A 19,135-nucleotide genomic window follows, 5' to 3' on the forward strand; every position below is an offset into this window, starting at 1 on the left:
TGTGTGGCGGCGGCCGGGGCCGCCGCGTGTCACTGCACGGTCGTCAAGGAGGCGTCGGCCGCGAGCAGCCAGACTGCCGGCGGCGAATGGGAAAGCGGGGCATCCTCGAGCACATGGGGCGCGATTGTAGGGAGCGGCCTTTTCCGGCGGTCTCTTTCGCCGCCCGCCGGCCTCACACCGAGCGCGTGATCCCGCCGTCCACGCGCAGGTTCTGCCCGGTGATGTAGCCCCCGCCCTCCGACGCCAGGAAGCCGATGACGGCCGCGATCTCGCTGCTCTTGCCGTAGCGCCCCATGGGAATGCGCGCGCGGAACTCGGCCTTCTCGGGCAGGCTGTCGATGAAGCCCGGCAGCACGTTGTTCATGCGCACGTTGTGCGCGGCGTACTTGTCGGCGAACAACTTGGTGAACGCCGCCAGGCCCGCGCGGAACACGCCCGAGGTCGGGAACACCGGGTCGGGCTCGAAGGCCGCGAAGGTCGAGATGTTGATGATGGTGCCGCCGCCCTGCTTCACCATCAGCGGCGCCACGAGCCGCGCGGGGCGCACGGCGCTCAGCAGGTAGACGTCCATGCCGCGGTGCCAGTCTTCGTCGGTGATGTCCAGGATGGGCGCGCGCGGGCCGTGGCCGGCGCTGTTGACCAGCACGTCGACGCGGCCCCATTCGTCGACCACGCGGTCCACGAGGCGCTTCACGTCGTCGTTCGACTGGTTGGAGCCCGTCACGCCGATGCCGCCCAGCTCGGCCGCGAGCGCCTCGCCCTTGCCGGACGACGAAAGAATGGCCACGCGAAAGCCGTCGTCCGCGAGCTTGCGCGCCGCGGCGGCGCCCATGCCGCTGCCGCCGGCGGTGACGATGGCTACCTTTTTCTGTGCTTCAGAAGACATGCAGGGTTCCTTGGTTCATGCGAGAACCGCATTAGGCCAAGGAATGGGCAAGCGTGCCAGCCTGGGGCTCTTTGCCTACTCGCCGATTTCCCAGCGCGGCTTGACGGCGAACGGCTCCGCGCCCTGCAGTTGAAAGCGCGCCAGTTCCTCTTCGCGCTGCGCTTGCGAGATCAGCGAGGGCACCTGCTCGGGCTGGGCACGCGGCCCTGCCTTGAAGGGCCGCGACTCGACCGGCCGGCGGCTCAGGGCCTGCAGCCATGCGGCCGTCTGTGCGTCCATGAACGCTGCGACCGACGCCGCGTCGTCGATGACGCGCGCCGCCATTTCCTCTTCCGACAGATCGTCGTCCTCGAGGTGGCTCAGGTCCGCGAAGCTCTCCAGGAACTTCGCGCAGACGAAGTCCGTGAACGAGCCGTGGTCCGCGCGGCTTTCCTCGGCGTCATGCCACACGAAGGCCACGCCGACCGCTTCCCCCGCGTCACCCGACAGCGGCACCAGGCAGTACGCGTCGCCCCCACCCGATTGCGCGAAGGGCAGGAAGCGCCGGCCGCCCTGCCACTTCGCGTCCAGCCACTCGTCGAGAACGCTGGCAGCCTCTGCGGCGCTCAGCCACTCGAAGTCATACGTGCTGCCCAGCGCCTGCGGTGCGTTCGCAATGAGCTGACGCAGCAACGCCGGCAACGCGATGCCGGTGCGCACCGACAAGTCGTCGAACGTCATCGCGCTCAGGCCGGCGGCAGGGTCGCGCGCATCGACGGGCGCTGGTTGAAGGCATCGAACCACTTCGCGCTGTTCGGCGCATCGGCGCGCCAGTCGACCGTGGGAAAGCGGAAGTCCATGTAGCCCAGCGCGCAGGCGAAGGCGATGGTGCCGATGTCGACGCGCTCGCCGAACGACGGCGCGGCCGTTTCGAGCCATTCCAGGCCGGTGCGCACCTTGGCGAGCTGGCCGTCGGTCCAGTCGGTCCAGCGCAATGCCTCGGGGCGCAGCACGTTCTCGTAGCGCGCGAGCAGGGCTGCGGCGGTCATGCCGTCGGCCAGCGCCAGCTCGGTCAGGCGCGCCCAGCGGTCCGCGCCTTCGGCCGGGAACAGGTGGCCCGACTGCGTGGCGTTCAGGTACTCGCAGATCACGCGGCTGTCGAACAGCACCTGGCCGTCGTCGGTGATGAAGGTCGGCACCTGGCCCAGCGGGTTCTTCGGAATGATGGTGGCGTCGCGCACCACCGGGCCGGCCGCGCTGGGCAGCTTCTCGATGCGATCGGCCATGCCGAGCTCGTGGGCCACGACCATGCATTTGCGCACGAAGGGGGAAGCGGGGGAGAAGAAGATTTGCATGATGAAGTGATGTCTTTCAGGCGCGATGTCGGGCGCAATGCAGGTCGGGTCTCAGGCGTGTTCCGTGGCGCCCCTGGCACCGTGCGCCAGGTGCATCCCGGCGACCCAGCCGAAGGTTAGCGCAGGGCCGAGCGTGATGCCCGGCGCAGGATACTCGCCGCCCATGACCGAGTGCATGTCGTTGCCGGCCACGTACAGGCCGGCGATGGGCGTGCCCTGCGCATCGAGCGCGCGGGCATTGGTGTCGGTGCGAATGCCGAGCGCCGTGCCGATGTCGCCGGGGTAGACCTTCACGCCGTAGAACGGCCCCTGCTGCACCGGCGCGAGGCAGGCGTTGGGCTGGTGGTCGGGGTCGCCGAGGTAGCGGTTGTAGGCGTTGCCGCCCTTGTCGAACGCGGGGTCCTGCCCCTGCGCGGCGAGCGGGTTGTAGCGTGCGACCGTGCGCGCCAGGCCGGCCGGGTCCACCCCCGCCTGCTTCGCCAGGTCTTCCAGCGTGCCGGCGCGGTACAGGTAGCCGGCACGCACCAGGTGCTCGCGCGGGCGGCCGCCTGGCAGCGCAAGACCCAGGCCCCACTTCTCCATGAAGGCGCTGTCGCACACCAGCAGCGCGGGCACGGCCATGGCCTTGTCGTTCGCGCGGTACATGCCGCGCACGAACTCGTGGTACGAGGTCGACTCGTTGACGAAGCGTTCGCCCCGCACATCGACCGCAATCAGCCCGGGCTTGGCGCGGTCCCACACCAAGTGCGGATAGCGCAGCACGCTGCCGTCGGGCCGCGTGAGCATCGACACCGGCGCCCACAGCGCGGGCCCGGTGTGGCCCGTGCCGAGCACGCCGCCCGCCTGCCGCGCCATCGCGATGCCTTCGCCGGCATTGTCTTGCGGCGACATCGAGTACGGCCCGGTCGGCGCCGGATAGTGCTGGCCGCGCATGGCCGCGTTCCATGGAAAACCGCCGGTGGCGATGACCACGCCGCGCCGCGCGTGCACCGTGATCTCCTTGCCGTCGCGCCGCAGGTGCACGCCAGTGACCGCACCGCTCGCATCCTTCTCCAGGCCGAGCGCCGGCGTGTCGAGCCAGAACGGAATGTTCTTTTGCAGCACGCTGTGAAAGAGCCGCGCCGCCAGCGCATTGCCCAGCAGCAGACGCGTGCCGCGGTGGTGGCCGCGCAGCCGGTCGCCGGCGTAGCGCAGCACCATCTTCACGCCGTGCTTCCACGAGGCGAACGAGCGCCACACGCCGAGCAGGTGCTTCACGTCGGTCATGTTCACCATCATTCCGCCGAGCACGCAGAACTCGGGCAGCGGGTCGCGCAGCGTCTTGAAGTGCGCGCCGAGCAACCGGCCGTCGAACTCGATCGGGTCGAGCGAGCGGCCGCCCATCGCGGCGCCTTCGCGGTCGGGGTAGTAGTCGGGCGAGTAGGTGCGCGCGGCGAGCTTCACCTCCGTGCGTTCGCGCAGGTAGCGCAGCGCGAGCGGGCCCGCGTCGAGGAAGGCGTGGCGCAGCTCCTCGTCGCCGGCCGCGCCCACGGTGTTCTGCAGGTAGGTCCAGGCCTTGCCGCGCGTGTCGGGGTGGCCGGCGGCCTCGGCCTGGTCGTTGAGCGGTATCCACACGGCGCCGCCCGAGATGGCGGTGGAGCCGCCGACGCGGCCGGTCTTCTCGACGACCAGCACGTCCAGCCCTTCGAGCTTTGCGGTGAGCGCGGCGCTGAGCCCGCCCGCGCCGCTGCCGATGACGACGACGTCGTACGACGTTTTTTCCGGTGACTTCGCCATCACGATCCCGAGCCTCCGAGCGACTTGCCGCCGTCGACGAACAGCACCTGCCCGGTGACGAAGCAGGTCGCGGGCGAGGCGAAGAACACCACGGCGTTGGCGATGTCTTCCGGCGTGCCGGCCGCGCCCGTGGGCTGCAGCGCCAGCTGCGCGGCGAGCCGCTCGGGCGACAGCGCGCGCAGCAGCGGCGTGTCGATGAGCCCGGGCGCGATGGCGTTGACCATGATGCCGCGCGCCGCCAGTTCCATCGCGCTGGCGCGCGTGTAGCCCACCAGCGCGGCCTTCGAGGCCACGTAGTGCGCGTGGTTCTTCGCGCCCAGGTAGGCGCGCGACGCGATGTTGACGATGCGCGCACCGTGGGTCATCTTGCGCGCGGCCTCCTGCGTGAGCGTGGCCACGGCCAGCAGGTTCACTTCGTACATGCGGCGGAAGTCGGCCGAGGTCACGTCCAGGAAGGCGCGCTCGTCGAAGATGCCCGCGTTGTTGACCAGCGCGGTGAGCGGCGGCAGTTGCTGCACCATCGCGCGCACGGCCGCCTCGTCGGTGAGGTCGATGGCGCGGCACGCCACGTCGAGGCCGGCGGCGCGCAGCGCCTGCGTCTCGCGTTCGGCGAGTTCGCCGTTGTAGTCGGCCATCACCACGCGCCAGCCGTCGCGCGCCATGCGCTCGACGATGGCGCGGCCCATGCCGCTGGCGCCGCCAGTGACCAGGACCAGGCGTTTGTCTTCACTGCTGTTGTTCATTTGTTGTTCCAGGGTGTGGCGGTCTTCAGACCGCCAGGTAGCCGCCGTCGACCGGCAGCACCACGCCATTGACGTAGCTCGCCATCGAGGAGGCAAGAAAGACGACCGGCCCGGCAATCTCGTCGGCCTCGCCGTGGCGCTTGATGGGCACGCGGCTCATGTACCAGTCGGTGCCGTGCTCGGTCTCGCGCTGGCCGGCGGTCATGTCGGTGACCATGAGGCCCGGCGCCACCGCGTTCACGCGCACGCCATATGGGGCGAGGTCGCGCGCCAGCACCTGCGTGAGCGATCGCACGCCGCCCTTGGCCACCACGTAGCCGGCCGACGAGATGCCCGCGCCGAAGGCCACGATGGACGACAGGTTGACGATGTTGCCGTGCGTGCGCTTGAGCGCGGGCACGAAAGACTGCGTCACGTTGAACACGCCCTGCAGGTTGACCGACATCACGCGGTCCCAGGCCTCCCGCGCGCCGGGCTCGTCGAACTTCGAGCGCGCGGAGATGCCGGCGTTGTTCACCAGGACGTCGATGTCGCCGTGCGAGGCCGCCACGCGCGCGGCGAGCGCATCGACCGCCGCCGCGTCGCTCACGTCGACGCTTTCCGCGTCGGCGCGGCCACCGGCTTCGCGGATCGATGCGGCCACCTGCTGCGCCACGTCGAGGTCGCGGTCCACCACCAGCACGTGCGCGCCTTCGGCCGCCATGCGGCGCGCAATGGCCTCGCCCAGGCCGCGCGCGGCGCCGGTGACGAGCGAGAGTTTGTCTTCGAGAAGCATGAACTTTCCTTCGGAGGGGTCGGCGTCAGACGCCGAGGTAGGCGCGGCGCACCGCTTCGTCATTGGCGAGCTGCGCGGCTGGCCCGTGCAGCGAGATCTCGCCGTTCTCCAGGATGTAGCCGTAGCTGGCCACCGCCAGCGCGAGCTGCACGTTCTGCTCGACCAGCAGGATGGTGAGCCTCTGCTCGCGGTGCAGCCGCTCGATGATCTCGAACATCTGCTCCACCAGCAGCGGCGACAGGCCCATCGACGGTTCGTCGAACAGCATCACGCGCGGGCGCGCCATCACCGCGCGGCCGATGGCCAGCATCTGCTGCTCGCCGCCCGAGAGCGTGGCGGCCATCTGGTGCTGGCGCTCCTTCAGGCGCGGGAACATGGCGTACACCGCCTCGAGGTCGTTGCGGATGCCGGCGCGGTCGCGCCGCAGGTAGGCGCCCAGGTCGAGGTTCTCGCGCACGCTCATGTCGCGAAACACCTGGCGGCCTTCGGGCACCTGCACGATGCCGCGCGCGACGAGCGCATCGGAGCCGAGCCGGTCGATGCGCTCGCCGTCCAGCCGCACCTCGCCCTCGGTGCAGTCCACCAGGTTGGAGATGCAGTTCAGCGTGGTGGTCTTGCCCGCGCCGTTGCTGCCGAGCAGCGCGACGATCTCGCCCTCGGGCACGTCCACCGACACGTTGCACAGCGCCTGGATGCGGCCGTACGCGGCCGAGATGGCGCGCAGGGACAACAGGGCTTCAGCCATGCGCGGCCTCCTTTGCTTTTCCCTTGCCGAGGTAGGCCTCGATGACGCGCGCATTGCTGCCGATTTCCGCGGGCGTGCCCTCGGCGATCTTCTCGCCGAAGGCCATCACGGTGATGCGGTCCGAGATGGACATCACCAGCTGCATCACGTGCTCCACCAGCAGCACGGTGATGCCGTCGCGTGCCACCAGCTCCTTGAGCAGCCGGTCGAGGCTTTCGATCTCGCGGTTGCGCAGGCCTGCGGCCGGCTCGTCGAGCAGCAGCAGCTTCGGCTTGATGGCCAGCGCGCGCGCCAACTCCAGCAGCTTCTGGCGGCCGAAGTCGAGGTCGCGCGCCGGCTGGTGGCGCTCGCCGGCCAGGCCCACGCGCTCCAGCAGGTGCATGGCGAAGTCTTCGGTCTCGCGGTCGGGGCGGCGCAGCAGCCGGCCGAGCGTGTTCGCGCCGCGGGCGTGCGTGCCGAGCAGCACGTTCTCCAGCACCGAGAGTTCGGCGAACAGCTCCAGGTTCTGGAAGGTGCGCGCGATGCCCAGCGAGGCCATGCGGTGCGGCGACACGCGCGTGAGCTCGCGGCCCTCGAAAGTGACGCTGCCGCTGCTCGGCGTGTAGAAGCGCGAGATGCAGTTGAAGGTGGTCGACTTGCCCGCGCCGTTCGGCCCGATGAGCGCGTGGATGCGGCCCTGTTCCACCTGGAACGAGAGGCCGTTCACCGCCTTCAGGCCGCCGAACACCACGCTGATGTCGCGCACGTCGAGAAATGCTGTCGTGTTCATTGAATAACCTCCGCGCTGCGCGCTACGGTGCGAGCTTGCTCGGGGCGGCCCAGCGCGGCGCTCATGCGTGCTTCTCCGTTGCATTCACGGAGGTCGCGCGCTGCGACTTGCGGCGCGCCACGAACAGCGAGGCCATGCCCTTGGGCAGGAACATCATGAAGAGCATGAGGATGCCGCCGTAGATGATTTCCTGGTACGACGGGGCCTGGCGCAGCAGCTCCGACGCCAGGCCGAACACGATGGCGCCCGCCACCGCGCCGCGCACCGAGCCCAGGCCGCCCACCACCACCATCGTGAGGATCAGGATGGTGGTCTGGAAGCCCAGGCTCTCGGGGTGGATGAACGAGGTGAACAGCGTGTACATGCCGCCCGCCACGCCCGCGAAGGCCGCCGACAGCACGAAGGCCGTGACCTTCACCGCGCGGGTGTTCACGCCCATGGCCACGGCCGCCACGTCGCTCTCGCGCACCGCGCGGAACGACGAGCCCAGCCGCGAGCGCGCCAGCGCGACGGTGAGCCACAGCATCAGCGCCGCGATGGCCACCACGAAGGGGTAGGCCTGCAGGTCGTTCATGAGCTGGTAGCCGCCGAGCGAGGCCGGCTTCATCTGCAAGCCGTTGGAGCCGTTGGTCACGGACTCCCAGTTCAGGAACACCCATTGCATCGCCTCGCCGAAGGCGAAGGTGGCCAGCGCCAGGTAGATGTCGCGCATGCGCAGCGCCAGCAGCCCGATGACCCAGCCCAGCGCCGCCGACAGCACCGCACCCGCGAGGATCGACACGAAGAAAGGCGGCTGCCACTGGTTGTTGATGAGCCCGGCCGTGTAGATGCCGATGCCGAAGAAGGCCGCGTGCGACAGCGCGAACTGGCCCGTCTCGCCGATGACCAGGTGCATGCCCAGCGCCAGCACCGAGAACACCATCAGCAGGTTGACCACGTACAGCACGTAGCCGCTGGTGGTGAAGGGCAGCACCGCGAGCACCACGGCCATGCAGAGCAGCACGCCGCGGTCCCACCACGAGGACGAAACTGTGGACGCGCTCATACCTTCTTCACCTGCGGCTTGCCGCCCAGCAGCCCTTGCGGACGCACCAGCAGCACCACCATGATCGCCACGAAGGGCGCCACCACGATGGCATTGGACGAAATGAAAAGCCCCACCAGGTTCTCGACGATGCCGATGATGAAACCGCCGACCACCGCGCCCGGCAGGCTGGTGAAGCCGCCGACGATGGCCGCCGCATAGGCCAGGATGGCGATGTGGCCGATGTCGGGCGTGATGAGGATCTTCGGCGTGATCAGCAGCGCCGAGATGGCCGAGATGACGCCCGTGAGCGCCCAGATCTTCATGCGGATGCTGCCCAGCTTCACGCCCACGATCTGCGCGCCGCGCGGGTTCATGCCCACCGCGCGCATGGCCTGGCCGGTGCGGGTGCGCGTGAACATCAGGTACAGCAGCACCATCACCACCACGGCCGAGCCGAAGATGGCCAGGTCGAGCAGCGTGAGCGAGGCCTGCCCGATCATGACCGGGTCCTGCGGCACCAGCGAGGGCAGCGAGCGCGGCGTGTCGCCCAGGCCGGTCTTGCGCACCAGGCCCTTGAGCAGGTACGCGAAGCCGAGGGTGGCAATGACGAGCTGCACGCCCACGCCGCGCGAGGCGGTCACGCGCTGCATCACCACGCGCTGGAACGCCGCGGCGAGCAAGGCGGTGACCACGATGCTCGCGAGCACCGCGGCCCAGTAGGGCCAGCCCCACACCACCAGCGGGAACAGCGCGGCGTAGCCGCCGGCCATGAAGATTTCGCCCTGCGAGAAGTTTGGCACGTCGGTGGTCTTGAAGACCATGACGATCGCCACCGCGAGCAGCGCGTAGACGCTGCCGGTCACGATGCCGGACAGCACGCCCTGCTGCAGGAAAAGCCAGATGTCGGAGAGGCTCATGGGTTCGCCGCCGCCCTCAGGGCTTGTACTTCCACACGCTCTTGTAGCTGCCGGGCACCAGCGCCATGTTGCTGCCGTCGAACTTGATGTAGATGGCCGCCTCCTGCGCGGCACGGTCGTCGGGGCCGAACTCGATCGGACCGGCCATCACGCCGGAGTCGAACTTCATGGTCGACAGCGCGGTGAGCACCTTCTCGCGCGTGGGGTTCGGGCCGGCCGCCTTCAGGGCGTTGACCACCGCCATCGCGGGCGGGATGCCGTAAGGCATGTAGGCCTGCGGATGGCCGGGCTTGGACGCCAGGTCGGGGTAGGCGGCCTTGTACATGTCGTACACCCACTTCAGCTTGGGACCGCCGGGCACGTCGGCCAGCACTTCCTGGATGTAGACGTTCTTGAACGCGTCCTTGTTGCCCACGTTCTCCACCAGCTGCTTCAGGTCGGCGGTGGAGTTCACGGCCAGCACGATGGGCTTGTTGAAGCCGAGCTCGAAGGCGCGCTTGACGATCAGGCTCACGGGCCGCGCATAGGTGGTGAGCAGCAGCACGTCGGGGTTGGCGGCCTTGATCTTCAGCATGGGCGCGGTGACGTCGGTGATGTTCGGGTTGACCGACTGCACCTGCAGGTCGACGCCGCCGAGCGCCTTGGCCTGTGCCTGGGCCGACTCGAGGTTCCAGCCGCCGTAGGCGTCGTCGTGGTTGATGTAGCCGATCTTCTTCGCCTTGAGCTGCTCGCTCGCGAACTGCACCATCGAGCCGCCCACGGCGTGCTGCGAGATGGAGAACGCGCCGTAGATGTACTTGGAGGGCGGATACAGCGCGCCGTCGCCCGAGGCGTTGAGCATCACGAGCGGAATCTTCGCGCGCTCCACGTACTCGCGCGCGCCCACCACGGCGGCCGAGCAGGAACCGCCGTTGAGCAGGAACACCTGGTCCTGCTCGGTGAGCTTCTTCACCGCGGCCAGCAGGTCGTTGGCGTTGCAGCGGTCGTCTTCCACCACCAGCTCGATCTTGCGGCCGTTCACGCCGCCTTCCTTGTTGATCTTGTCGTAGTACATCTTCGCGGCGTTGATCACGTCGAAGCCGTAGTTCATCGACGCGCCCGACATCGGCGAGAACATGCCGATCTTGATGGTCTTGTCGGTGAGGCCGGGTTCGGCCTGCGCGGCGGCGCCGCCCGCGAAGGCGCACAGCGCGAGGGGCGCCAGGGCCGAAATCAGGAAGTTCTTTTTCATGGGCTGTCTCCGTTGGAATGAGTGTGTGAAAGAAAACCCGCGCGCCTACTGCATGCGGTAGCCGCCGTTGACGTCGATCACGTTGCCGGTGATGTACGCCGCCTGCTCCGAGGCCAGGTAGTCGACCGCGCCCGCCACGTCGTCCACCGTGCCGATGCGGCCGAGCGGAATGTTGGCGGCCGCGGCCGTGAGCGCGCCGCTGCTCTGCACGGTGCCGCGCAGCATGTCGGTGTCGATCAGGCCGGGGGCCACCGAATTGCAGGTGACGCCCAGGTGCGCCGATTCGCGCGCCATGGCCTTGGTGAGGCCGAGCACCGCCGACTTGGCGCCGATGTAGGTCGCGCTCGCGCGGTAGCCGCCGAGCTGCGCCGCCACCGAGCCGAAGGTGACGATGCGCCCGTGCGCCACGGGCGCCGCCTCGCGGCGGCGCAGGTAGGCGCGCCCGCACAGGAACACGCTGCGCGCGTTGACGGCGAAGGTGCGCTCCCAGTTCTCCAGCGTGGTGTCCTTGATGGGCGAGCGCTCGCCGCCGGGCTGCAGCAGCACGCCGGCCACGCAGATGAGCGCGGCGACCGGGCCGAGCCTGGCCTCGATGTCGTCGAACGCGGCTTCGACCGCGGCCTCTTCGCTCACGTCGAACTGGCGGAAGTGGTGGCCCTCGCCCAGCGACTGCGCCACGGCGCGCGCGTTGTCGCCGTCGATGTCGGCCACGACGATGCGGTAGCCGCTGGCCGCGAGCCGGCGGCACACGGCCTCGCCGATGCCGCGGCCGCCGCCGGTCACGAGGGCCAGCCGGCCGTGGGGTTGTGCATGATGGTCCGCCATGGGCTTCAAGGTCTCCGGGCCGCCTGCGGGGCGGCTTGAAAGTTGATCGAGGGTCGCATTGTGTATACATGAACACATCCATGCGCCCTCGTTTTCCCTAATAACGCCAACTATCGTCCCAATTTACGGGCATCATGTATACCTGACATGGACACACTCTCCCAACAAGTCACCGAGACATTGCGCACCTGGATCCTTCACGGACGGCTCGCGCCGGGCATGCGCGTGGAAGAAGTGCCGATCGCGGAAAGCCTCAAGGTGTCGCGCACGCCGGTGCGCGCCGCGCTGGCCGCGCTGGCGATGGAAGGGCTGATCGACCACCAGCCGAAGAAGGGCTACCTGGTGCGCTCGTTCGCGCTGGAGGACATCCTGGCGGCCTACGAGGTGCGCTCGGTGCTGGAGGGGCTGGCCTGCCGGCGCTTCGCCGCACTGGGGGTGGACGACGCCACCGCCGCGCTGCTGCGCGAGTGCCTGCGCGAGGGCGACGAGATCCTGGCGAAGGGCCGGTTGCTGCTGGACGACCTGGCGCCCTACCAGCAGATGAACGTGAAACTGCACAACACGCTGATGCACGGCGCGCGCAACCCGTGGGTGATGCGCTTCGGCGCGCAGGCGCAGGCGGTGCCGTTCGCGTCGGACCGGATCATGCTGTGGAACGACCACGGCGTGATCCTGCGTTCGCACGACGACCACCACCGCATCGTGCAGGCCGTGATTTCAGGCGATGCCGCACGTGCCGAGCAGCTGATGCGCGAGCACGTGTACTACGCGGGCATCCTGCTGCGGGACAACTACCAGCGGCTGCTGGACGAACGCAGCCGTGAAGGGCTGCCGCCCACGCTCATGACCGAACCTGCCGAGCCGCCGGCTTCCTGATGCGCAGCATGCCCTCTTGCGCGGCCGAGGCCACCAGCCGGCCGTCGCGCGCATAGAGGCTGCCGCGGCACAGGCCGCGCGCGCCGCCCGCGCTGGGCGAGTCGAGCACGTACAGCAGCCAGTCGTCCATGCGGAAATCGCGGTGGAACCACATGGCATGGTCGAGGCTGGCGGGGCGCACCTGGCCGCTCATGAAGCTCAGGCCGTGCGGCAGCATGGCGGCGCGCAGCAGGCCGTGGTCGGACGCATAGGCCAGCAGCGCGCGGTGCACCATCGGGTCGTCGGGCAGCGGCGCGACCGCGCGCATCCAGATGGCGCTTTGGGCCGAGGTCGGGCGCACCTCGGGTGCGATCAGGTCTTCGGGGTCGACGCGGCGGTACTCGATGCCGTGCGGCTGCGTCGCCTTGGCGCGCCAGGGCTCGGGCAGCCGGTCGCCCAGGGCGATGCGCTGGTCGAGCTCGCTGACCAGGCCTTCGGGGCCGGCCACTTCGGGCATGTCGAACTGGTGGTCGACGCCGTCGTCCACGGTCTGGAACGAAGCCGACATCTCGAAGATGATGCGCTCCTGCTGGCGCGCCACCACGTGGCGGGTGGTGAAGCTGCGGCCGTCGCGCACGCGGTCGACGCTGTATTCGATGGGCGCATGCTCGCCCGGCAGCAGGAAGTAGGCGTGCATCGAGTGCACCGGGCGGTCGGCGCCGACCGTGAGGCTGGCGGCCATCAGCGACTGGCCGAGCACCTGGCCGCCGAACACGGCGGGGGTGCCGATGTCCTCGCTCTGCGCCAGGAAGCGGTCGCCGCCCAGGGGCTCGAGCTGCATGAGCGAGACGAGTTCGTTGACGAGGCGGGCGGCGGTGGCGGGGTCGATGATCATCGGGAAGGAGCAGTCAGGGGCTGGCAAAAAGGCAAGCTCCGACCATAGCAAAGGCCGGGCCCGCAAGCTGTCGCGGCCCGGTCAGCACGCATTGCCGGCGCGGCTACCGGTACAGGCAAAAGCCCATGACGCGGGCGCTGCAGGTGAAATCGGTGCCGCCCTGAACCACGCGCACGGGCACGCCGCCCAGCAGCATCGAGCCGTCGTCGGCGTACACCAGCGGCGTGGGCGCGGCCTTGGTGAAGGCGCCGCTGAGCGTTTCCTGCTCGACGTAGGCGAGGTACTGGCGCCTGGAAAAGTCGACCTTGTCGGCCGACTTCAGCGGCGCCGCTTCGTAGCGCTTGCCGTAGACGGTGCCGAAGTAGCGCAGCGCCGGCCCGGTGCGGTCGCCGTATTTCACGTCCGCCTTCGCAAAACCGGTCTGGACCAGGAAGCTGCGGTCTTCGGGCGTCAGGTCGGCGTCGAACGCCATCAGCACGTACTGGCCTTCGAAGCTCTGGTTGCGCGCCACCTTGAACTCGCCGATCACGGCGGGCACGACCTTCGCGCGCCCGTCCCAGCGCAGCAGCGCCGCCACGGACGGGTCGCCGTCGAACACGTAGTGGTACTTCTCGCCGGCGATGGCGACCTTGCGGCCGTCCTTGGCCGCCACGAAGCTCAGGATGCGGTCCTTGCCATGGACCGGGTCGCCTTCGGGGGTGCTGGCGCAGCCCATCTGCAACAGGCCGAGGGTGGCGCAGGACAGCGCCAGGAGAATGCGACGCGCGGTGGTCGGCAACGACAGGAAGTGCACTTTTCGTCCGGGGTTCGAGTTCATCAAGCCCCGGACTCTAGCGTCATCCCGCCGTGTTCGCCGCGCTCAGCGGTCGAGGTCGGCGCCGTCGGCGAGCAGCTTCTTCTGCAGCGCCGCCACGTCGACCGCGGCAAAGGCCGCGCTGCCCAGCGACGCCGCCGCCGTGCCCGCGGCCTGCCCCATGACGAAGCAGCCGCCGCTCGCACGCGCGGCCGACTGGCCTTCGTGCGTCATCGACGCGCAGCGCCCGGCCACCAGCAGGTTGTCGAGCGCCTGCGGCACCAGCATGCGCCACGGCAGGTGGTTGTAGGCGTTGTCTTCGTCGCGCGGGAAGGCCCATTCGATGCGGCCGTCGGCATGCATCTCCATCGGCCAGGCGTTCAGGCCGATGTTGTCGTCGAACTTCACCGAACCCAGGATGTCCTCGCGCTGCAGCGCATACAGCCCCTGGATGCGCCGCGTCTCGCGAATGCCCACCTGCGGCGCGATCTCCACGATGGCCGACTGCGCGAAGCCCGGCACCTCGGCCTTCAGGAACCTGAAGTACTCGGTGATCTGGCGGCGGCCCTCAAGCTCGCCGTCGGTGAGCTCCTGCGCGTCCACGCCGTTCATCGCGCGGCCCTGGGCGTTGCGGATCTGCGTGACGTTGGCGCGCCACTCGCGCGGGTCCTTGTTGGGCCGCAGGATGGCGCCTTCGCGCGGAAACTTGTAGACGCCCGGCTTTTGCGCCTCGGCGCGCGCCATGAAGTCGTTGATGGCCTTGAACTCGCCCACCGCCTCGAGCGCGGCCGGCGCGTCGACCTGGCCGATGCGGAACATGGTGGTCGGGAACAGCCCGCTGCCGTGGCCGTCGCCCACCTCGAAGGGCACGCCCGCGAAGGCGGCCACGTCGGCGTCGCCGCTGGCGTCGATGAAGGCGTTGGCGCGGAGGGCCTGGCGGCCCGACTTGGTCTCCACCACCAGCGCCGCGATGCGGCTGCCGTCGCGGATCACCGCGGCCGCATACGCATGGAACAGCAGCTTCACGCCCGCCGCTTCGAGCAACTGGTCGGCCGCGAGCTTGTACGCCGAGGTGTCGTACGAGCGCACGCAGATGCGCCCGCCCATGCCGTTCTGCGGATCGTTCATGCCGTTGAGCGCGGCGATGCGCTCGATCAGCTGGTCGACCACGCCGTGCACCAGCTGCGTCATCTCGCCCCTGCGCTTGCCGTACAGGCCCGCGAAATTGGTGACACCGCCCGCGGTGCCCATGCCGCCGAGGAAGCCGTAGCGCTCCACCAGCAGCGTGCTGGCGCCGTGGCGCGCCGCGCTCACGGCAGCGGCGATGCCGGCGGGGCCGCCGCCGACCACGACCACGTCGTACTCGCCGAACACCGGCAGTTCGCGCGCCGGTTCGTGCAATGTCTGGGTGCTCATCACTGCAACTTGATGCCGCGGGCCGAGATGATCTTGCTCATGATGGCCGCCTCTTCGGTCACGCGCGTGCGCATGCCGTCCGGCGAGGTGCCCACCGCCTGCCAGCCTTGCTCGAAGAGCTTGCGGCGCACGTCCGGGTCCTTCATGACGACTTCGAGTTCGCGGCTGATGCGCGCCTGTGCGGCCTTCGACAGGTTGGCCGGGCCCAGCAGCGCCACCCACACCTCGAGGTTGAAGTCCTTCACGCCGGCGTCGGCCAGCGGCGCAATCTCCGGCACCAGCGCGCTGCGCCCGCCGGTCAGGCCGATGGCCTTGAGCTTGCCGGCCCGGATCTGCGGCATGGCCACGCCCGGGGGAATCAGGCCCATCTGCACCTGGTCGCCCAGCATGGCGGTGATGACCTGCGGGTTGCCCTGGTAGGGCACGTGCTCGGGCTTGAAGCCGGGCACGCGCGTCTTGAGCAGTTCCATGCCCAGGTGGCCCACCGAGCCGATGCCCACCGAGCCGTAGTTCCACTTGTCGCCGGCCTTGCGGCCCGCGTCGAAGAAGGCGGTGCCCGAGGGCAGGTTGTTCTGCGCCACCAGCACCAGCGGCGCGGTCGCGATCAGCGACAGGTAGGTGAAGTCCTTGACCGGGTCGTACGGCAGCTTGGCGTACAGCATCTTCGACGACGTGAGGTTGCCGTTGATGACGATGCCCAGCGTGTGGTCGTCGGTGGCCTTGGCCACCTGGTCGGCCGCGATGTTGCCCGAGGCGCCGGCCTTGTTGTCCACCACGATCGGCTGGCCCAGCGCCTTGGACAGCGGCTCGGCGATGGTGCGCGCCGCGATGTCGGGCGTGGAGCCGCCCGGGAAGCCCACCAGCAGGCGGATCGGCTTGGACGGCCAGGCGGCGTTCTGCGCGCTGGCTGTCAGCGGCAACGCGGCGGCGGCGGCCAGGCCGCAGGCAATCAGGAGGGCTCTCTTGGTGGCGTGCATGGAAATGTGAAGAATTGTCAAAAAAAACAAAGAGGGCCAGCTTAACTGCCGAGCGGAAGGCTGGGCAAGGCGCGGCCCGCGCTATTCGAGGCTGATGTTGCCCCTGCGCACCAGCTCGCCGTACACCTTCGACTTGGCCTCGGCATTGCGCTCGATCTCCTCGGGCGACCACGCCAGCGGCTCGAAGGCGAAGGTGTCGAAGCGGGCGCGAATTTCGGGGTCGGCGATGACCTTGGCCACGTCGGCGTTGATCTTCGCCTTGACGGCCGCCGGCACGCCCTTGGGCGCGAGCAGCGACACGAACGAATTCACCTCCAGCGAGGCCGGGCCACCGGCCTCGGCCATGGTGGGCACGTCGGGCATCTGCGGAATGCGCCTGGCCGCGGCCACCGCGATGTAACGCAGCTTGCCGGCCTTGTAGATGCCCTGGCTCGACGGAATGCTGGCGAAGGCCCATGGCACCTCGCCGGCGCCCACGTTGGCATACAGCTGCGACACCTCGCGGTAGGGCGCGTGGCGCATGCGGATGCCGGTGAGCGCCTCGAGCTGCTGGGCGCCCAGGTGGCCCGGGCTGCCGACACCCCACGAGCCGTAGACCACGGCGTCGGGGTCGGCCTTGGCCGCGGCGATCAGGTCGCCCATGGTCTTCCACTTCGAGTCGCTGCCCACGGCCACGAAGAAGGGCGTGCGAAACAGCGAGGCCACCGGGTCGAAGTGCTGCAGCGTCACGAAGTTCTTCGACTTGTACAGGTGCGGCAGCGCGGCGATGTGCTCGCTGTCGAGCTGCAGCAGCGTGTAGCCGTCGGGCGCGGCGCGCCGGGCCTGGTCGATGGCGATGAAGCCGCCGCCGCCGGGCTTGTTGTCGATCAGCACGCGCTGGTTCCACAGGCGCGAGAGCTTGTCGGAGACCAGGCGCAGCACCGCGTCGGGGCCGCTGCCTGCCGCGAACGGGGTGACCAGGGTCACGGGCTTGTTGGGATAGTCGCCGGCCTGGGCCAGCGCCCCGGTGGCCGCCGTCAAGGCAAGAACGCCTGCCAGCAGTGCGCGCGAGAAATTCATGTCTTTGTCTCCTGGGCGTGACCTTGGTGGCCGCCTCGATGGTTGTGGATGATGAAAGAAACAGGTGTCAGTGCGGCGAAAGCGCGGCGGCCGCCTCGGTCCTTGCCGAAGCCGGCGCGTGCAGTGCCTCGGGTGCATCGTCCAGGCACTGCTCGGGCCGCCAGGCGTAGAGCCACTCGACCGCATCGTAGAAGCGTTCCGGCGAGCGGCCGACCCACAGGCTGTTGCGCACCAGCCGCTCCACGCCCTTGGCGTGGTAAAGGCGCCCCATCTCGCGCACCGACAGCACCACGCGCGCGGTGCGGGCGACACGCGCCGCCTCGTACAGCCTGAACGCGGCGGGCATGTCGAAACCGCAGGCCTTCACGGCCTCGCCGAGCGTCACCGCGTCTTCGAGCGCCATGCAGGCGCCCTGCGCGAGGTACTGCATCATGGGATGCGCCGCGTCGCCCAGCAGCGTGGCCGCACCCTCGCTCCAGCGCGCGACCGGGTCGCGGTCGGCGGTGCTCCAGCGGCGCCACGAGGTCGGGCGGTCGAGCAGCTGGCGCGGGCGCGCATGCACGCCCTCGAAGTACGAGAGCACTTCTTCCTTGCTGCCGTCGCTCACGCCCCACACTTCCTTCTCGCGGCTGTGGAAGGTGACGACCAGGTTGTATTGCTCGCCGTGGCGCAGCGGGTAGTGCACCAGGTGGCAGTCGGGGCCGGCCCAGACCACGGGCGCGTTCCAACGCAGGTCGGCGGGCATGTCGGCCGCGGGCACCACGGCGCGGTAGACCACGTGGCCCGACACGCGCGGCGCGTCGCCGATGAGCGCGTGGCGCACCACCGACTTCACGCCGTCGCAGCCGACGATGGCGTCCGCCCTGAAGCGGCGGCCGTCACGGGTGACGGCGGTCACGCCCTGGCCGCCGATGTCGACGGCCTCGACCTGCGCCGAGGTGTGGAAGCGGATCAGCGGATGCTGCTTCACCGCCTCGTGAATGGCGCCGTGCAGGTCGGCGCGGTGGCTCACCGCGTACGGGTTGCGAAAGCGCGCGCGGAAGGCTTCGCCGACCGGCACCGAGGCCACCTCGCCGCAATCGACCGCGTCCATCATCACGAGCCGGTCGGTGAACACCGAGCCCCGGCGCACCGCCTCGCCCACGCCCAGCGCGTCGAGCGCGGCGAAGGCGTTGGGGCCCAGCTGCAGGCCGGCGCCGATCTCGCCGATGGCGGCGCTCTGCTCCAGCAGGTCGACGGCCACGCCGATGCGCGCGAGCGCCAGCGCGGCGGCCATGCCGCCGATGCCGCCGCCGACCAGCAGCACGGTGGGAGGGTTCTTGGGGGCGGATGCGGTCATGGGGCGGCCTGTGCTTTCTCGTGCGGGACTCAGTCGATGCGAACCGTCAGCGACGGCAGGCGCTCGATGCTCACCTTGATCGTCTGGCCGGGCTTGACCGCGCCCACGCCTTCGGGCGTGCCGGTGAAGATCAGGTCGCCGGGCTGCAGCGTGAACAGCGTCGACAGGTTGGCGATGACTTCGTTCACCGACCAGATCAGGTGCGTGATGTCGCTGTTCTGGCGCACCTGGCCGTCGACTTCCAGCGTGATGCTGCCGGCGTTGATCTCGCCCACGTCGGCCAGCGTGCGCAGCGGCGCGATGGGCGCGGAGAAGTCGAAGGCCTTGCCGATTTCCCACGGGCGGCCCTGCTCGCGCATCTTCATCTGCAGGTCGCGGCGCGTCATGTCCAGGCCCACCGCATAGCTGTGGATGTGGCTGGCGGCCTGGTCGATGGCAATGTCCTTGCCGCCCTTGCCGATGGCCACCACCAGCTCGGCTTCGTAGTGGTAGTTGCTGGTCTGCGGCGGGTACGGAATGCGGCCGGTCGCGCCTTCGGCCACGGGCACCACCGACGCGTCGTCGTTGGGCTTGCAGAAGAAGAACGGCGGTTCGCGGTCCGGGTCGAAGCCCATCTCGCGGGCGTGCGCCGCGTAGTTGCGGCCGACGCAGTAGACACGGCGCACGGGGAACAGCTTGTCGGAATCCACGATGGGCAGGCCGACGATGGAGGGGGGTGTGAAGACAAAGGACATGAAGGCTCCTGCCGCACGCGGCGGCACACGGTCAAAACA

At 69.4% G+C, this 19,135-nt stretch carries 20 protein-coding genes; 1 reads left to right on the plus strand and 19 read right to left on the minus strand.

The features are described from left to right. Positions 1-172: 172 nt before the first annotated feature. The 12 genes from AC0IYU_RS04835 to AC0IYU_RS04890 form a co-directional block, all read right to left on the minus strand. Positions 173-886 carry an SDR family oxidoreductase gene (locus AC0IYU_RS04835; RefSeq protein WP_472113703.1) on the minus strand — a complete coding sequence of 238 codons (714 nt, stop codon included), beginning with the start codon at positions 884-886 and terminating at the stop codon, positions 173-175. Between the two features lie 75 nt (positions 887-961). Then, on the minus strand, positions 962-1,606 hold the full coding sequence (locus tag AC0IYU_RS04840; protein WP_472113706.1) for an SMI1/KNR4 family protein: 645 nt from the start codon (positions 1,604-1,606) through the stop codon (positions 962-964). 5 nt (positions 1,607-1,611) lie between these two features. After that, positions 1,612-2,220 (minus strand): glutathione S-transferase, encoded by a 609-nt coding sequence (locus tag AC0IYU_RS04845; RefSeq protein ID WP_472113708.1) that lies wholly within the window; start codon positions 2,218-2,220, stop codon positions 1,612-1,614. A 51-nt stretch (positions 2,221-2,271) separates the two neighbouring features. Next, entirely contained in the window at positions 2,272-3,996 is a 1,725-nt protein-coding gene (locus tag AC0IYU_RS04850; RefSeq protein WP_472113710.1) for an FAD-dependent oxidoreductase, read from the minus strand. Then, positions 3,996-4,739, minus strand: coding sequence for an SDR family NAD(P)-dependent oxidoreductase (locus AC0IYU_RS04855; protein WP_472113713.1), 744 nt, complete (start codon positions 4,737-4,739; stop codon positions 3,996-3,998). The genes AC0IYU_RS04850 and AC0IYU_RS04855 overlap by 1 nt, the downstream gene beginning before the upstream one ends. Before the next feature lie 25 nt (positions 4,740-4,764). After that, positions 4,765-5,514, minus strand: a complete 750-nt coding sequence (locus AC0IYU_RS04860; protein ID WP_472113716.1) for an SDR family NAD(P)-dependent oxidoreductase — start codon at positions 5,512-5,514, stop codon at positions 4,765-4,767. A 25-nt stretch (positions 5,515-5,539) separates the two neighbouring features. Beyond that, positions 5,540-6,259 carry an ABC transporter ATP-binding protein gene (locus AC0IYU_RS04865; RefSeq protein WP_435487151.1) on the minus strand — a complete coding sequence of 240 codons (720 nt, stop codon included), beginning with the start codon at positions 6,257-6,259 and terminating at the stop codon, positions 5,540-5,542. Further along, positions 6,252-7,028 carry an ABC transporter ATP-binding protein gene (locus AC0IYU_RS04870; protein WP_472113719.1) on the minus strand — a complete coding sequence of 259 codons (777 nt, stop codon included), beginning with the start codon at positions 7,026-7,028 and terminating at the stop codon, positions 6,252-6,254. Before AC0IYU_RS04870 ends, AC0IYU_RS04865 begins: the two co-directional genes overlap by 8 nt. Positions 7,029-7,089: 61 nt before the next feature. Next, positions 7,090-8,073 carry a branched-chain amino acid ABC transporter permease gene (locus tag AC0IYU_RS04875; protein WP_472113722.1) on the minus strand — a complete coding sequence of 328 codons (984 nt, stop codon included), beginning with the start codon at positions 8,071-8,073 and terminating at the stop codon, positions 7,090-7,092. Beyond that, positions 8,070-8,972: a branched-chain amino acid ABC transporter permease gene (locus tag AC0IYU_RS04880; RefSeq protein WP_472113725.1), complete on the minus strand. Its 903-nt coding sequence runs from the start codon at positions 8,970-8,972 to the stop codon at positions 8,070-8,072. The genes AC0IYU_RS04875 and AC0IYU_RS04880 overlap by 4 nt, the downstream gene beginning before the upstream one ends. A gap of 16 nt (positions 8,973-8,988) precedes the next feature. Continuing rightward, positions 8,989-10,203 (minus strand): ABC transporter substrate-binding protein, encoded by a 1,215-nt coding sequence (locus tag AC0IYU_RS04885; protein WP_435487155.1) that lies wholly within the window; start codon positions 10,201-10,203, stop codon positions 8,989-8,991. Positions 10,204-10,248: 45 nt separating this feature from the next. Next, complete coding sequence (locus AC0IYU_RS04890) at positions 10,249-11,028, minus strand: SDR family NAD(P)-dependent oxidoreductase (protein WP_472113728.1); 780 nt, start codon at positions 11,026-11,028, stop codon at positions 10,249-10,251. A gap of 147 nt (positions 11,029-11,175) precedes the next feature. Here AC0IYU_RS04890 and AC0IYU_RS04895 point away from each other — a divergent pair, with 147 nt between their 5' ends. Next, entirely contained in the window at positions 11,176-11,904 is a 729-nt protein-coding gene (locus AC0IYU_RS04895) for a GntR family transcriptional regulator (protein WP_435487157.1), read from the plus strand. Here the strand turns inward: AC0IYU_RS04895 and AC0IYU_RS04900 are convergent. The 7 genes from AC0IYU_RS04900 to AC0IYU_RS04930 form a co-directional block, all read right to left on the minus strand. Beyond that, positions 11,870-12,778 carry an acyl-CoA thioesterase gene (locus tag AC0IYU_RS04900; protein ID WP_472113731.1) on the minus strand — a complete coding sequence of 303 codons (909 nt, stop codon included), beginning with the start codon at positions 12,776-12,778 and terminating at the stop codon, positions 11,870-11,872. The two genes, AC0IYU_RS04895 and AC0IYU_RS04900, sit on opposite strands and share 35 nt — an antisense overlap. Positions 12,779-12,881: 103 nt before the next feature. Continuing rightward, a complete protein-coding gene (locus AC0IYU_RS04905) occupies positions 12,882-13,595 on the minus strand; it encodes a hypothetical protein (protein ID WP_472113734.1) in 714 nt (237 codons plus the stop codon). A gap of 42 nt (positions 13,596-13,637) precedes the next feature. Next, positions 13,638-14,987 carry an FAD-dependent oxidoreductase gene (locus tag AC0IYU_RS04910; RefSeq protein WP_472113737.1) on the minus strand — a complete coding sequence of 450 codons (1,350 nt, stop codon included), beginning with the start codon at positions 14,985-14,987 and terminating at the stop codon, positions 13,638-13,640. Continuing rightward, entirely contained in the window at positions 14,987-15,964 is a 978-nt protein-coding gene (locus AC0IYU_RS04915; protein ID WP_472113740.1) for a Bug family tripartite tricarboxylate transporter substrate binding protein, read from the minus strand. Before AC0IYU_RS04915 ends, AC0IYU_RS04910 begins: the two co-directional genes overlap by 1 nt. Positions 15,965-16,045: 81 nt before the next feature. Then, positions 16,046-17,023: a Bug family tripartite tricarboxylate transporter substrate binding protein gene (locus tag AC0IYU_RS04920; RefSeq protein ID WP_472113743.1), complete on the minus strand. Its 978-nt coding sequence runs from the start codon at positions 17,021-17,023 to the stop codon at positions 16,046-16,048. 67 nt (positions 17,024-17,090) lie between these two features. Further along, positions 17,091-18,362: a 3-hydroxybenzoate 6-monooxygenase gene (locus AC0IYU_RS04925; RefSeq protein ID WP_472113745.1), complete on the minus strand. Its 1,272-nt coding sequence runs from the start codon at positions 18,360-18,362 to the stop codon at positions 17,091-17,093. A 29-nt stretch (positions 18,363-18,391) separates the two neighbouring features. Continuing rightward, positions 18,392-19,096 carry a fumarylacetoacetate hydrolase family protein gene (locus AC0IYU_RS04930; RefSeq protein ID WP_472113748.1) on the minus strand — a complete coding sequence of 235 codons (705 nt, stop codon included), beginning with the start codon at positions 19,094-19,096 and terminating at the stop codon, positions 18,392-18,394. Between the last annotated feature and the right edge of the window lie 39 nt (positions 19,097-19,135).

The organism is Variovorax sp. AC103 (assembly GCF_979254005.1).

Coding starts and splice junctions, on each gene's coding strand:
- AC0IYU_RS04895 (WP_435487157.1), top strand. CDS start 11,176: ATGGACACACTCTCCCAACAAGTCACCGAGACATTGCGCACCTGGATC.
- AC0IYU_RS04865 (WP_435487151.1), bottom strand. CDS start 6,259: ATGGCTGAAGCCCTGTTGTCCCTGCGCGCCATCTCGGCCGCGTACGGC.
- AC0IYU_RS04890 (WP_472113728.1), bottom strand. CDS start 11,028: ATGGCGGACCATCATGCACAACCCCACGGCCGGCTGGCCCTCGTGACC.
- AC0IYU_RS04925 (WP_472113745.1), bottom strand. CDS start 18,362: ATGACCGCATCCGCCCCCAAGAACCCTCCCACCGTGCTGCTGGTCGGC.
- AC0IYU_RS04930 (WP_472113748.1), bottom strand. CDS start 19,096: ATGTCCTTTGTCTTCACACCCCCCTCCATCGTCGGCCTGCCCATCGTG.
- AC0IYU_RS04915 (WP_472113740.1), bottom strand. CDS start 15,964: ATGCACGCCACCAAGAGAGCCCTCCTGATTGCCTGCGGCCTGGCCGCC.
- AC0IYU_RS04910 (WP_472113737.1), bottom strand. CDS start 14,987: ATGAGCACCCAGACATTGCACGAACCGGCGCGCGAACTGCCGGTGTTC.
- AC0IYU_RS04855 (WP_472113713.1), bottom strand. CDS start 4,739: ATGAACAACAGCAGTGAAGACAAACGCCTGGTCCTGGTCACTGGCGGC.
- AC0IYU_RS04880 (WP_472113725.1), bottom strand. CDS start 8,972: ATGAGCCTCTCCGACATCTGGCTTTTCCTGCAGCAGGGCGTGCTGTCC.
- AC0IYU_RS04900 (WP_472113731.1), bottom strand. CDS start 12,778: ATGATCATCGACCCCGCCACCGCCGCCCGCCTCGTCAACGAACTCGTC.
- AC0IYU_RS04840 (WP_472113706.1), bottom strand. CDS start 1,606: ATGACGTTCGACGACTTGTCGGTGCGCACCGGCATCGCGTTGCCGGCG.
- AC0IYU_RS04920 (WP_472113743.1), bottom strand. CDS start 17,023: ATGAATTTCTCGCGCGCACTGCTGGCAGGCGTTCTTGCCTTGACGGCG.
- AC0IYU_RS04835 (WP_472113703.1), bottom strand. CDS start 886: ATGTCTTCTGAAGCACAGAAAAAGGTAGCCATCGTCACCGCCGGCGGC.
- AC0IYU_RS04870 (WP_472113719.1), bottom strand. CDS start 7,028: ATGAACACGACAGCATTTCTCGACGTGCGCGACATCAGCGTGGTGTTC.
- AC0IYU_RS04850 (WP_472113710.1), bottom strand. CDS start 3,996: ATGGCGAAGTCACCGGAAAAAACGTCGTACGACGTCGTCGTCATCGGC.
- AC0IYU_RS04875 (WP_472113722.1), bottom strand. CDS start 8,073: ATGAGCGCGTCCACAGTTTCGTCCTCGTGGTGGGACCGCGGCGTGCTG.
- AC0IYU_RS04885 (WP_435487155.1), bottom strand. CDS start 10,203: ATGAAAAAGAACTTCCTGATTTCGGCCCTGGCGCCCCTCGCGCTGTGC.
- AC0IYU_RS04860 (WP_472113716.1), bottom strand. CDS start 5,514: ATGCTTCTCGAAGACAAACTCTCGCTCGTCACCGGCGCCGCGCGCGGC.
- AC0IYU_RS04845 (WP_472113708.1), bottom strand. CDS start 2,220: ATGCAAATCTTCTTCTCCCCCGCTTCCCCCTTCGTGCGCAAATGCATG.
- AC0IYU_RS04905 (WP_472113734.1), bottom strand. CDS start 13,595: ATGAACTCGAACCCCGGACGAAAAGTGCACTTCCTGTCGTTGCCGACC.